At 53.0% G+C, this 12,340-nt stretch carries 11 protein-coding genes; 4 read left to right on the top strand and 7 right to left on the bottom strand.

Features of this window, described 5'->3' with window-relative positions; translation table 11 throughout:
* Nucleotides 1-24: 24 nt before the first annotated feature.
* Nucleotides 25-996, bottom strand: coding sequence for an amino acid ABC transporter substrate-binding protein (locus EL29_RS17340; protein ID WP_014594862.1), 972 nt, complete (start codon nucleotides 994-996; stop codon nucleotides 25-27).
* 118 nt (nucleotides 997-1,114) lie between these two features.
* Between EL29_RS17340 and EL29_RS17335 the strand changes: the two genes are divergently transcribed.
* The gene (locus EL29_RS17335) at nucleotides 1,115-2,026 is read left to right on the top strand and encodes a LysR family transcriptional regulator (RefSeq protein WP_013027653.1); all 912 of its coding nucleotides are present in this window, start codon (nucleotides 1,115-1,117) and stop codon (nucleotides 2,024-2,026) included.
* 64 nt (nucleotides 2,027-2,090) lie between these two features.
* Here EL29_RS17335 and EL29_RS17330 read toward each other — a convergent pair whose 3' ends face one another.
* The 3 genes from EL29_RS17330 to EL29_RS17320 all read right to left on the bottom strand — a co-directional run bounded on the left by EL29_RS17330 (nucleotide 2,091) and on the right by EL29_RS17320 (nucleotide 5,657).
* Nucleotides 2,091-3,422 (bottom strand): MFS transporter, encoded by a 1,332-nt coding sequence (locus tag EL29_RS17330; protein WP_013027652.1) that lies wholly within the window; start codon nucleotides 3,420-3,422, stop codon nucleotides 2,091-2,093.
* A gap of 277 nt (nucleotides 3,423-3,699) precedes the next feature.
* A complete protein-coding gene (yhjD, locus tag EL29_RS17325) occupies nucleotides 3,700-4,719 on the bottom strand; it encodes an inner membrane protein YhjD (protein ID WP_014594860.1) in 1,020 nt (339 codons plus the stop codon).
* Between the two features lie 38 nt (nucleotides 4,720-4,757).
* Nucleotides 4,758-5,657 carry a LysR family transcriptional regulator gene (locus tag EL29_RS17320; protein WP_013027650.1) on the bottom strand — a complete coding sequence of 300 codons (900 nt, stop codon included), beginning with the start codon at nucleotides 5,655-5,657 and terminating at the stop codon, nucleotides 4,758-4,760.
* Nucleotides 5,658-5,772: 115 nt separating this feature from the next.
* On the opposite strand from EL29_RS17320, the gene EL29_RS17315 reads away from it, so the two are divergent.
* Complete coding sequence (locus tag EL29_RS17315; RefSeq protein WP_015699331.1) at nucleotides 5,773-6,531, top strand: SDR family NAD(P)-dependent oxidoreductase; 759 nt, start codon at nucleotides 5,773-5,775, stop codon at nucleotides 6,529-6,531.
* 39 nt (nucleotides 6,532-6,570) lie between these two features.
* Here EL29_RS17315 and EL29_RS17310 read toward each other — a convergent pair whose 3' ends face one another.
* Nucleotides 6,571-7,419 (bottom strand): PhzF family protein, encoded by an 849-nt coding sequence (locus EL29_RS17310; RefSeq protein WP_015699332.1) that lies wholly within the window; start codon nucleotides 7,417-7,419, stop codon nucleotides 6,571-6,573.
* A 105-nt stretch (nucleotides 7,420-7,524) separates the two neighbouring features.
* Here EL29_RS17310 and EL29_RS17305 point away from each other — a divergent pair, with 105 nt between their 5' ends.
* Nucleotides 7,525-8,148, top strand: coding sequence for a glutathione S-transferase family protein (locus tag EL29_RS17305; protein WP_014604785.1), 624 nt, complete (start codon nucleotides 7,525-7,527; stop codon nucleotides 8,146-8,148).
* Here EL29_RS17305 and EL29_RS17300 read toward each other — a convergent pair.
* Nucleotides 8,115-9,605, bottom strand: coding sequence for an aminotransferase-like domain-containing protein (locus tag EL29_RS17300; RefSeq protein ID WP_013027646.1), 1,491 nt, complete (start codon nucleotides 9,603-9,605; stop codon nucleotides 8,115-8,117). The two genes, EL29_RS17305 and EL29_RS17300, sit on opposite strands and share 34 nt — an antisense overlap.
* A gap of 134 nt (nucleotides 9,606-9,739) precedes the next feature.
* On the opposite strand from EL29_RS17300, the gene EL29_RS17295 reads away from it, so the two are divergent.
* Nucleotides 9,740-10,327 carry a LysE family translocator gene (locus EL29_RS17295; protein WP_013027645.1) on the top strand — a complete coding sequence of 196 codons (588 nt, stop codon included), beginning with the start codon at nucleotides 9,740-9,742 and terminating at the stop codon, nucleotides 10,325-10,327.
* A 108-nt stretch (nucleotides 10,328-10,435) separates the two neighbouring features.
* Here the strand turns inward: EL29_RS17295 and mqo are convergent, their stop codons facing one another.
* Complete coding sequence (gene mqo / locus EL29_RS17290) at nucleotides 10,436-12,049, bottom strand: malate dehydrogenase (quinone) (protein ID WP_028715908.1); 1,614 nt, start codon at nucleotides 12,047-12,049, stop codon at nucleotides 10,436-10,438.
* Nucleotides 12,050-12,340 lie beyond the last annotated feature (291 nt).

The following is a 12,340-nucleotide window of genomic DNA, read 5'->3' as shown; positions in this document are numbered from 1 at the left end:
TTCCATGCCATTGAATTTAAGAAATCAAATAAAAAGAGGTGACCAGAGCATTCCGCCTTCCGCCCAAGGTTTATTGTCGCGGCGCTGTTGTTTTAATTCTGAGTTTTTACCCAGGTTACGCTCAAAAATCTCACCATAGTTGCCAATTTTACGTATTATCTCTCTAATAAAGTCAGGTTGTAGACCGAGTTGCGAACACAAATTCACATCGGGATAGAGAAACGTTTTTAAATAACCCTCAGGATTATCACTTTTTTCTAAAATGTTTTTTTGGGTAATACCCAGATTCTCAGCTTCAATCAGTGCGCGCATAACCCATTTTGTCGCAATATACCACTGTGAATCACTGGCGCTAACGGCGGGTGCCATTGCCTCAAGTGAAATGCGATCGTCCAGGATAAGATGTTGGCTGCTGTCTGTTAACTGGTGATGTTCACCCGCTAGCAGATAACCATCCAGACAGTAGATATCACATTCTCCTGATTCGTAGGCTTGCCTCGCTTGCTGCGGAGAGTCAAATAGCAGAATCTCACAGGGCAGGTTAAGTTCATCAAAATAGCGAGTGAGGTTCTCTTCAGTTGTTGAGCCACGCATCGCAGCAATACGACGCTGACGAGTGAACCTGGCTTGTGGCGTTTCTTCAGTGAGGTTACTGCGCGGAGTCATCAGCACTTCCCCATCAAACAACATCGGATGTAGGAAATTAATGCCGTACTCCGCTTCGCGCTGAAAGGTCACGCTAGCGTTAAAGGTGCCAAGATCGATGACGCCATCACGTAGGGCCTGGAAGCGATCAGCCGATTGCAAAGGTATAAAATGGATTTTGCCGCCGTCTCCCAGTACGCTGATAGCCACAGCGCGTGCCAAATCAATATCAAATCCATTCCAGCTGTTGTTGAGGGGGTCGCGCTGCGAAAGGCCTTTAAAACCTAAACTCACACCAACATTTAATACGTCATGTTGTTCAATGCGTTTGATTACTGCATGTTCAAACATAGCTAGCCTGTAATTAAAGTATTAAGAATAATAAGGTTTCACGGATGTAAACCTCTGTTGAACATCATACTGTTCAGTGCTAGCTTGGCTAGATAGTTGAGATGCAAAAGAGCTGTGCGTGAAGAACATAAATGAATTAACGGAAGTCTTGCCTGGATTGGTTTTGTTTGTTCAGGTGGTTGAAAGTGGTAGCTTTTCCTCAGCTGCCAGAGCGCTATCCATGACGCCGTCTTCAGTGAGTCGTATGATAGACAGGTTGGAAAAAAGGCTAAATGTTTTACTCTTTACCCGCTCGACGCGCGCGCTCGCTGTGACCGAGGCCGGGCAGGAAATATATCACCAGGCTTTATCAGTTATCGCCGCAACTAAATCCCTGTTTTCTCAGGCAGACAGTTACAGCGATGTCCCTAAGGGGTTACTGCGTATTACTGCGCCGACAACGCTTGGGAAGATTTTACTGACGCCGTTCCTGCCTGGTTTTCTGCGACGCTATGCTGAAATCAATATTGAGCTCAATCTCACTGACCATCTGATTAATCTCACGCATGAGTCGTACGACCTGGCATTACGCGTCACGGATACGCCACCCATCAATATGGTAGCGCGGGCATTAATGCCTGTTGACTATGTTTTAGTATGTGCAGAGCACTACGATCAAAGGCTGCCTGATATGCCGGGCGACCTCAAACAGCATAATATTTTCTTCCCTGACGACGCACAGTTTCGCGGTGAATGGCGTTTCTGGTTAAACGACACGATGGAGAGCGTTACACTTACGCCCCGGCTGATGATAAATAACAGTGATGCCATGATCGATGCGATATTGCAGGGTGTGGGTATTGCGTTAATCCCCACCTTTATTGCAAATGGTTATTTGCTCAACGGGCAGTTACGCCGCGTGTTACCAGACTGGCGGATTGAAAATACGCTCTCAATGACCACTTACGCCATTACCTTACCCAACCGTCTGTTACCACTAAAAACCCGTGTCTTTATCGACGATTTTATGGCCTGGCTTAAAGCGAAATAGCGTGATCGGAAACGATAAAAAACCCGGCCTGAGCCGGGTTGAGTGTCTTTAACGTTATCGGGTATCACACTTCATACAGCGTTTGATGCCGGGTTTCTTTGCAGGCAATCAGTGCAATCAGCGTCAGAAAAGCCATGGAAGCCAGGTACAATCCGACAGCATATAGGCCATAGTGCGCGTTCAGCCAGGTCGCAATATAGGGCGCAACCGACGCACCTAAAATCGACGACAGATTATAGGAGAAGGATGCGCCGGTATAACGCACTTCAGTCGGGAACAGCTCAGGCAGCAGCGCACCCATCGGGCCAAACGTCAGCCCCATAATGCTCAAGCCCAGCAGCAGGAACGCCATCACCAGCGCCTGAGAGCCGGATCCCAGCATGGCCGGAAACAGGAATGAAAAGCCAATAATCATCAGCGTAATGACGATCATGGTTTTACGGCGACCAAAGCGGTCAGCAAGCAGGCCCGCAATCGGCACCATCACGCCAAATCCAATCACCGCCATCATCAGCATCCACAGCATACTGTTACGGGATATACCCAGTCCGGCTGGTGCGGCGGCGGTGCCGTAACTCATTGAGTAAACGGTCATGATGTAAAACAGCGTATAGGTGGCAAGCATGATAAAGGTGCCAAGTATCGTTGCCGTCAGATGTTTGCTCAGGAGCGAGGCAATCGGCACACGTACCTGTTTCTTCTCTTTCTGTACTTTGGCGAATACCGGGCTTTCATGCAGCGATACGCGTACGTACAGACCAATCAAGACCAGTACGGCAGACAGAACAAAAGGGACGCGCCAGCCCCATTGCATAAATTGCTCATCGGTCAGCAGCCAGGAGAGCAGTAGAAAGGTGCCGTTGGCAAAGAAAAAGCCAATCGGTGCGCCCAACTGCGGGAAGGAGCCGTACAGCGCCCGCTTTTTGGCAGGTGCATTTTCCGTCGCCAGCAGGGCTGCGCCGCCCCACTCACCGCCCAGGCCCAACCCCTGACCAAAACGCGCCAGCGCCAACAGCAGCGGAGCCAGAACGCCAATGCTCTGGTAGCTGGGTAATAAACCGATAACCACGGTCGAGATCCCCATCGTCAGCAGTGAGGCAACCAAGGTGGCTTTACGGCCTACGCGATCGCCAAAGTGACCAAACAGGGCAGAGCCGATGGGACGGGCGATGAACGCAATCGCAAAGGTGGCCAGCGACTGCAACGTCGCGACGGTCGCATCACCCTGAGGAAAGAAGATATGAGGGAAAACGATGACGGCTGCGGTGGCATAAATATAGAAATCGAAGAATTCGATAGCGGTGCCAACCAGCGAGGCGATAACCACTTTACTTCGTGAGTTTACTGGCGTGGGATCGTTTTGCTGATCGAGCGGTTCTGAGATGGAGGCTTGCATAAATGTTTCTTATTTTTAATGACAGATAGGGAATCTTACGCACCTGTATAACGGCATTCAATGGCGGAAAGCCGCGTGGTTAGCGACGTTGCGCCGGCAAAAGTGGAAAATTTTTGTGATGTGTTAAATGCCGGAGAATGGCAGCGTTAAGTGACGCAAATATGGCGAGATACTCTAAGAAAGCGCTGAAGAAAAGTGACCCCTCAGTTATTCATCCTGTAAGTTGATGAATAAATAACCGGAGGGGGATATTTTACGCTGGTTTAACGCAGTATTGTCATTTGTGAGTGGTTAGCGCGCCTTTTTCCGGCATACGCGGATCGTCTTTGTATTTCGCGGTGGCAATCCATGCGGCGCAAAACAGCGTCAGACGAGCAAAGAAATAAAAGAAGGCCATTAATCCCAATACCGACCCAAATGCGGCACCTGAGGGCGAGGTGGCCAGTTTTGGTAAGGTCAGCGTCATGACAAACTTGATGATTTCGAAACCCACTGCCGCCAGCAGCGTACCGCGCAGCAGCGCCTTCTTACGGGGCTTATGGCGAGGCAAAATCCAGAAAATCCACAGGAACAACAAATAGTTTGCCATTACGGAAATCGAGGTCGCGATAATTGTCAGCGCAGGACGTAACCATTCGATGCCATCCAGACCTAACGCGCTCACGATCATCGCCTGGGCAGAGCCTGCGACAGAGGTTAACGACAGGGTAATGACCAGAGCCAGCATCAATCCTGTCAGCGATAAGAAGTCGCGAATATAGCGTTTCCAGATTTTCTCTTTATCGTCAGGCTGGCGTTCCCAGACGTCACGCGACTGAGCGCGAATCGCTTCCCGCAGGTTGCCCATCCAGTTCAGGCCCGAATATAGCGCCAACAGCAGACCCGTAATCCCCACGGTCGCGCGCTGTTGAATGGCCGTGTTGACGGTATTTTTCAAGGTCGTTGCCAGTGAGGGATCGCTGATGCTGCTGACGATTTTGTTGATGATATCGGTCAGCAGATCCTGATTCGATGCCAGCACAAAACCCACGGCGGCAAAGGACACCATTAAAATCGGGATTAATGATAAAAATGAAAAATAGGTAATGGCTGCGCCAAACTGGCTACCGAGACGATCGTTAAACCGGTCAAGCGCACGAATAAAATGGGCAACGGCGGGTATGGCCTGAAACCAGGTGGCAAAACGTGAAACCCGCACGATCGAACGATCGACAGACTTGTTGCCTGTTTTGATATCAATCAGTGGTTTGGGTGACTGTGCGTCTTTTGCGTTGTCCTGTTCGTCTGTCATAGACATTCACTTCCTGTTAAACGTAAAAAACACATTATAGCCTCTCAGGTGACATACTCCTGAAGCACCTGACTTAACCACTCCATAAATACCCGAACGCGACGGGCGACGTTACGGCGATGGGGATAAAGTAAATGAATCGGCATCGGTTTTGCCGGGAAGGCATGCAGCACCTCCACCAACTCACCGCTTTCCAGATATTTGTGAATCCCCACGGTCGGCACCTGGATAATGCCCAGCCCCGCGAGGCAGGCCGCGCGATAGGTTTCGGTGCTGTTGACGGTGACAACCCCGCCGGTGTGCACATAGTGGCACTGCTTGCCATCGAAAAACTCAAAGCCCTGGGCAGGCTGGCCGAGCTGCTGACTGTAATGCACCATGGCATGCTGCGACAGCTCTTCAAGCCGAATCGGCCGGCCAAAACGTGAAAGATAGCCAGGGCTGGCGCAGTTAATTAAGGTGTGGGTGCCGATACGGCGGGCGATGAGGCCCGAATCCTTCAGCTCGCCAACGCGGATCACGCAGTCAAACCCTTCGCGGATAACGTCAACCTGGCGATCGTTGCTGCTGAGCTCGATTTCAACGCCGGGATAATGCTGCAAAAATTCTGGCAGGCGGGGCAGGATCAGATCGGTCGCCATCGCGGCGGACATATCCACCCGTAGCTTACCGCTTAAAGTGGCGGGATCGTGCTGGAACAGGCTATCCATATCACTAATCATCGACAGCAAATCCAGACAGCGGTCGTAATAAACTAAGCCATCCTGGGTAAGTTGCACCCGACGAGTGGTGCGGTGCAAAAGACGCGTTCCCATCTGATTTTCCAGCGCCTGAATTTGTCGCGAGACGCTTCCTTTTGGCAGCCCAAGACTTTCTGCTGCTGCCGTAAAACTGCCCATCTCTGCAACTCTGACGAAAACCTGCATTGCATGAATTTTATCCATATGGCCTGCCGATTGTTGTTGTAAGTGGAACAGTGCTGCTCGTTCTTAAGCGTTTATAGAACAATTATTAAAGAATATCCTCAACCTGTGTTCAATTTTGCAACAGGAAATCAACATGAATCGTAAAATCGTCTTGATCACGGGCGCTAATCGCGGTTTAGGCCGGAATGCAGCGGTAAAACTGGCGACTAAGGGCAGGGATATCATTCTGACCTACCGCAGTCATCAACATGAAGCGCAGGGCGTGGTAAGGGAAATTGAAAGCGTAGGCGGCCGCGCAGTGGCGCTCCAGCTGGATGTCGGCGACCTGAGCCAGTTTGATCGTTTCATGTCTGAAGTGAAAAATGCACTGCAACAGCACTGGCAGCGTGAGACATTTGATTATTTAGTGAACAATGCCGGCCATGGGCACTATAAACCTTTTATTGAGACCACCGAGGCTGAATTTGATGCGCTGATGAATGTGCATTTTAAGGGGCCTTACTTCCTGACTCAGACGCTATTGCCTGCGATAGCAGACGGCGGGCGCATTCTGAATATCTCCAGCGGATTAACCCGCCTGACGTACCCCGGTTCCGGAACCTATGCCTCAATGAAGGGCGCGATGGAAGTGCTGACGCGCTATCAGGCTAAAGAACTGGGCGAGCGGCGCATTCGCGTTAACATCCTGGCGCCGGGTGCCATTGAGACCGACTTTGGCGGCGGGCGCGTGCGCGATGATAAAACGGTCAATGACACTATCGCCGCATTAACCGCCCTGGGCCGGGTGGGCCTGCCAGACGATATCGGCGATGCCGTTTGCGCTATCCTCAGTGAGGAAACCAGCTGGATCACTGCGCAGCGTATCGAAGCATCGGGTGGTCAGGCGCTGTAATTTTAGGGCGGCTTTGCCGCCCTTGTGCCAGCTTCCGGGTTAGCGCCTGATGGTGCCCTCTATCACCGTCACGGTTTTCCCCCCGATCCAGATCGTATCGCCCTGATATTCCACCGTCACGCGTCCCTGTCGGTTTACCTGAGTACCCTGACGGACACGATAATTTTGCGTCTTGCCCTGAGCGGCGAAGTAACGTGCCAGACAGGCATTGGCGCTGCCGGTGATCGGATCTTCGGTCAGGCTTCCATGCTCAATTATCAGGCCGCGAACCTCGTACTGTTCCGCTTCTCCTGCGGGCAGTGGACCGAATGGCATAATGCCAGTGACGTTGGCGTGATGGACAAGCCGCTGTAAATCCGCAATATCAGGCTTAATTGCCAGGACCGCATCGGCACTGATCATCGGGATCAGCAGCCAGCGGATGCCCATATCGACCACCACGGCATCCTGCGCGGTATCGAGCGCATGGCTGTTGAGCGCCGCGCTGATAAGCGCATCATGAAACGGTGTTAAGGTGGCTTTTGGCGCGGCAAAGGCCAGCGTGCTGTCGTCGGCAATTTTTATCTTCACGTTGCCTACGCCGCATTCCTGAATTATTACCCCCGGCGTTTTTGTCTGGAAGCCCGCTTCCAGTAAAGCATGAGCGGTACCGAGCGTCGGATGGCCGGCAAAGGGCAGTTCGCCCTCTACGGTGAAGATACGCACGCGGTAGTCGGCCTGATTATCCTGCGGCGGCAGGACAAAGGTCGTTTCAGATAAGTTAGTCCAGCGTGCGATGGCCGCCATCTGGCTGTCGTCCAGACCTTGTGCATCCATGATGACGGCCAGGGGATTGCCGTTAAACGCGGCCGAAGTAAATACATCTACTTGTTTAAACGCAACGTGCATTTTGACTCCTTGTGAATGAGGTAAAGATGTTTTTTCTTGCTCCGGCAATTGCTTATGTCAGTTAACAGGGCTATGAATAAGTTAAGCAACTGGATGGAGCCTGCTATGTTAAAAATTCTTGGACGCGCCTCCTCAATCAACGTGCGCAAAGTACTCTGGCTGTGTGACGAACTGGACCTGCTCTACGAACGTGAAGAGTGGGGAGAAGGGTACAAATCCACGCACTCTCCTGAATTTATCGCGCTTAATCCTAACGCCATGATCCCGGTGTTGATTGATGAAGACCTGACGATGTGGGAGTCCAACGCCATTCTACGCTATCTGGCCACCGCCTACGGTGGCGACTGGCTCTATCCCGACAATCCGCGTGCGCGTGCGCCGGTGGATCAGTGGATGGACTGGCAGTCGACGGAACTTAACACCTCATGGCGCTATGCGTTTATGTCACTGGTGCGTAATTCGCCCGCCCACCAGGACCCAAGACTGTTGGCCGCCGCCTGTAAAGGCTGGTCCCACACCATGGGCATCCTCAATCAGCAGCTGGAACATACCGGTCGCTACGTTGCCGGGCGCAACTTCAGTCTGGCGGACATCCCTATTGGGCTGGCCGTTAACCGCTGGTTTGAAACGCCGCTTGACCATCCTGATTTACCGGCCGTGCGGACCTACTACGAACGCCTCACTGAACGGCATGGCTATACCATTTGGGGACGTAATGGCACGCCCTGATCCCGGCCCGGCGGCAGGCCAGCGAGTTCGCAGGCAACCGCCCCCGCGCGGATGATGGCGCGAACATAGCGCTGATCAAATGGATAGCAGCATGAGAGGCGCAATGCATGGTTATAGCGCTCGCTCAGCGAATACAGTGCACCTGGCGTGACACAAATCTGCTCTTTCAACAGACGGGTAAACATCTCTGTGGTATTCACATTGCCGGGCAGTTCGACCCAAAAAACGAAGCCGCCGCGCGGTAACGTAGCCCGGGTACCCTGAGGAAAATGCTGCGCAATCAAACCGCGCGCTTCATCCAGATTGCTGGCATAGCTACGGCGCAGGCTGCGCAGATGGTGGTCGTAGCCTCCGTTGGCAAGAAATTCTGCCAGCGTTTCAGACAGCAGGGCCGATTCCGCCATGGATGACACGGCTTTAAGGCGTGCAATGGCATCATGAAAGCGGCCGGCTGCAATCCAGCCGATGCGAAAATCGGGCGCAACGGTTTTCGTGAAACTGGTGCAGTAGAGCACCCAGCCATGCTGATCGAATGACTTAACCGTAGGAGACAGCGGCCAGTCAAACTGCAACTCATCGTAAAGCCCGTCCTCAATCAAAGGAACGTTGTAAGTGTTCACTAACTTTGCGAGCCTTTTCTTGTCGGGCAACGACATTCCAAAGCCCAGCGGGTTCTGCGCAGAGGGCATGGCAACCAGCGCCTGAATACGCTTTTCCTGGAGCAGCATCTCAAGTGCATCCAGCGACAGGCCGCGCTGAGGATCGGTAGGAATCTCCAGTGCCTTTAGGCCCAGCGATGCCAGCAGGGGAAACAGGAAGAAATAGGTGGGGGATTCCAGACCGACACAATCACCCGGCCGGGTCACCGCCCTGAGTGCCAGCTGAAGTGCCTCCATGCAGCCATGGGTAAGGGTGATCTCATCGGCGGCGAGCGACTGGCCACTATGCAAGGCACGTCGCGCAATCTCCTCCCGTAAGCGCTCACTACCCGGCGGAAGCGCGTAGCGACCAATAAGTTGTGGATCGCGACGAAGCAGAGAGGCCGTAATGCGCGCCAGTCTGGCTGACGGAAACAGGTCACTGTCCTGCGGACAGGCCAGCGAAATATTGGTGTAATCCGGATGATTTTGTGCGGCGAAAACCTTATCAATCAAGTCCAGCTTCTCGTTGCCTGGATCGCGAACCACCCGGGCAGAGTGCTGGGCATCTCGCGTCACCACCGGCAGCACGCCGCGCACGTAGTAGCCCGATTGCGGGCGCGCCTCAATCAGACCGCGATTCTCCAGCAGCTGCCAGGCATTCAGCACGGTGTTCACGCTGACCTGATGTGACTGAGCAACGCGCCGGATGGCGGGTAAGCGCTTGCCCGGTTTTAGCGTGCCCTTGTGAATGGCCTCGGCAAAGCTGTCGGCCAGTTGCTGATAAAGCCTGTGCTCGGACTGAGTTTCAGGGGACACAATTGCCTCCGCAGGTAACAGGTACAGTTGGAATCAGTTCTGATTGTACCCATCAAAATAGCGATTTCTTGTCTCTGTTACCATAGCTTTTCTGATCGTAGCATGGTGTTTTCTCTTTCATCAGGAACGCCACTATGCTCGATCCTTCCTTCTTTAGTTATGTCACCGTGATGTCGATTACGCCGGGGCCAAATAATCTGTTGCTCGCCACTTCCGGTGTTAACTTTGGTATGCGCCGCACGTTACCGATGGTGTTTGGCATTTTGATTGGCTGTGCGCTACAAACCGCCATTGCGGGGCTGGCGCTGGAAGTCCTGCTGCACTGGATGGCATCTGTGCGTCTGCCGCTGACGCTGGTGGGATGTGGTTATTTGTTATGGCTGTCATGGAAAATATTTCGGGCGAATGCCCCCGAAGCGCGTGCAAAGCCGCAGCCCATGACCCTGGTGGGTGGGGCCTGTTTTCAGGCTATCAATCCAAAAGCCTGGTTAATGGCCAGCAACGTGGCACTGCTCTACAGCGCCAGCAGTGGCGTGCTGACCGTGATGGGGGCTTTTATGTTGCTCAATCTGCCGTGCATTTTATTGTGGGCTGCGCTGGGTGACCGCCTGCGCGGTCACCTGCAAATCAACTGGAAACGCCAGCTGTTTAACAGCCTGATGGCGCTGTCGCTGGTGGCGACCACGATCTGGATGCTGGTCGATGCCTTCAGGCTTCTCTAGTTCGGTGGGCCTGACGCGGTCGTCAAGGGCGACGTTTCGTTCTGGATTTCCGGCACATCATCGCCACGAATGCGCACGTAGCGATGATGTTTTGCGAGCTGCCGTGGGTTATTTGCCTATGACATAGGCGGTTTCACGGCCTTCATCGTTGGCAGCCACTGGCGTAACCGGCGTGTATTTGAGCTGCAGGATACGGCTGGTTTCTGCCAGTACTTTTTCAGTCAGCGCCACATCGCCATTCAACTTACGACCCCAGGACGGCACCACGGCACGGATTTTATTTTGCCACTCTGGCGACGCCATCTGCTCCGGATAGACCTTATGCAGCAGCTCCAGCATAATCGGCGCGGCGGTCGAGGCACCTGGCGAGGCACCCAGCAGCGCTGAGACAGAGCCGTCTTCGGACGACACCACTTCCGTGCCTAAACGCAGCACTGCGCCTTCTTTCTCATCTTTCTTGATGATTTGCACGCGCTGCCCGGCCGTCACCAGGCGCCAGTCTTCCTGTTTCGCCTGTGGCACATAAGCACGCAGTGCATCCATACGATCGCGGTCACTTTGCAGCACCTGATCCATCAGGTATTTCACCAGATCAAAGCTTTTCAGTCCGACCTTGATCATAGGCATTACGTTGGTGCTGTTGAGTGAGGCAAACATATCCAGCAGCGAGCCCTGCTTCAGGAATTTGGTCGAGAAGGTCGCAAAGGGACCAAACAGCAGCACCTGCTTGCCGTTCAGCACACGCGTATCGACATGGGGCACGGACATCGGTGGCGCGCCCACGCTGGCTTTGCCATAGACTTTCGCCATGTGCTGTTTCACGACGTCTGGATTCTCGGTGACCAGGAAGGAACCGCCAACCGGGAAGCCCGCATAGCCGTTGGCTTCTGGAATACCGGCCTTCTGCAGCAGCGGCAGCGCCGCACCGCCCGCGCCAATAAAGATCTTTCCAGCCGTCAACGTGCGCCGTGTACCCTCTTTCATGCAGACGAGCGTCACCTGCCAGCGGCCATCACTAAGGCGGGTAATCTCGCGCACTTCCTGATGCATCCGTAAACGGAAGTTGGCTTTTTGCTCCAGGGAAGCAATCAGCTGGCGCGTCACTTCACCGAAATCGACGTCGGTGCCCATGTCTGTCCAGGTTGCTGCCACTTTCTGATTCGACGCACGGCCTTTCATGACCAGCGGAATCCACTGTGCGATTTGTTGCGGATCTTCAGAGTAAGCCATGCCGCGGAACAGCGTGCTTTTCTGTAAGGCAGTAAAGCGCTTGCGCAGGAACGAGACATTATCATCGCCCCAGACAAAGCTCATGTGCGGAGTACTGTGAATAAAGCTTTTCGGCGTATGCAGGTTGCCTTTCTGAACGTGATAAGCCCAGAACTGGCGAGAAATTTGGAATGACTCGTTAATCGCAACGGCTTTGGCGATATCGATACTGCCATCGGCTCGCTGAGGCGTATAGTTCAACTCGGCCAGCGCCGCATGGCCTGTACCCGCGTTGTTCCAGCCATTTGAAGACTCTTCCGCTACGTGTCCCAGCCGCTCCACCATTTCGATGGACCAGTCAGGTTCCAGATCCTGAAGCCAGGTTCCTAACGTAGCACTCATGACGCCTGCGCCAATAAGCAGTACATCAACGTCTTTACGCTCCTGCGCCCTGGTGGTGTCCTTTCCGCTAACACTCATCATGAGCGCAAGATTTACAGCTGATTTGCACATGAGGCGACATCTCCTCTTCTGTTGACCTGAAGCTCAACAGCGTTGCAGGCGAAATAGTCACGCTTCTGATGAGCGCGTTGCGCTATTTCCGGGTTAAGACTCAGGTATGGGTTAAAGCGACGATAACGAGTTAACTCAACGTTATGCTTTGTTGCCCAAATATAACATTCTCGTATCGGATTTAAACATTTGTTTATTTTTTAAATGCAGAAATGATTCAGCATAAGAAATAATCATAATGCCTGGCTGGGTATAAGGGATATTTTTCTTTTAACTCAGTGAGTTAAGTTA

This window comes from Pantoea ananatis LMG 2665 (assembly GCF_000710035.2).
Lineage (GTDB): Bacteria > Pseudomonadota > Gammaproteobacteria > Enterobacterales > Enterobacteriaceae > Pantoea > Pantoea ananatis.
The sequence above is the reverse complement of the archived record's forward strand: the minus strand, read 5'-3'. Positions and strand labels throughout refer to the sequence as shown.

Excerpts from the sequence above, each read along its gene's own strand:
- EL29_RS17340 (WP_014594862.1), bottom strand. The coding sequence starts at position 996 with ATGTTTGAACATGCAGTAATCAAACGCATTGAACAACATGACGTATTA.
- EL29_RS17295 (WP_013027645.1), top strand. The coding sequence starts at position 9,740 with ATGCTCGATCCTTCCTTCTTTAGTTATGTCACCGTGATGTCGATTACG.
- yhjD (WP_014594860.1), bottom strand. The coding sequence starts at position 4,719 with ATGTCTATGACAGACGAACAGGACAACGCAAAAGACGCACAGTCACCC.
- EL29_RS17310 (WP_015699332.1), bottom strand. The coding sequence starts at position 7,419 with ATGCACGTTGCGTTTAAACAAGTAGATGTATTTACTTCGGCCGCGTTT.
- EL29_RS17320 (WP_013027650.1), bottom strand. The coding sequence starts at position 5,657 with ATGGATAAAATTCATGCAATGCAGGTTTTCGTCAGAGTTGCAGAGATG.
- EL29_RS17305 (WP_014604785.1), top strand. The coding sequence starts at position 7,525 with ATGTTAAAAATTCTTGGACGCGCCTCCTCAATCAACGTGCGCAAAGTA.
- EL29_RS17330 (WP_013027652.1), bottom strand. The coding sequence starts at position 3,422 with ATGCAAGCCTCCATCTCAGAACCGCTCGATCAGCAAAACGATCCCACG.
- EL29_RS17315 (WP_015699331.1), top strand. The coding sequence starts at position 5,773 with ATGAATCGTAAAATCGTCTTGATCACGGGCGCTAATCGCGGTTTAGGC.
- mqo (WP_028715908.1), bottom strand. The coding sequence starts at position 12,049 with ATGTGCAAATCAGCTGTAAATCTTGCGCTCATGATGAGTGTTAGCGGA.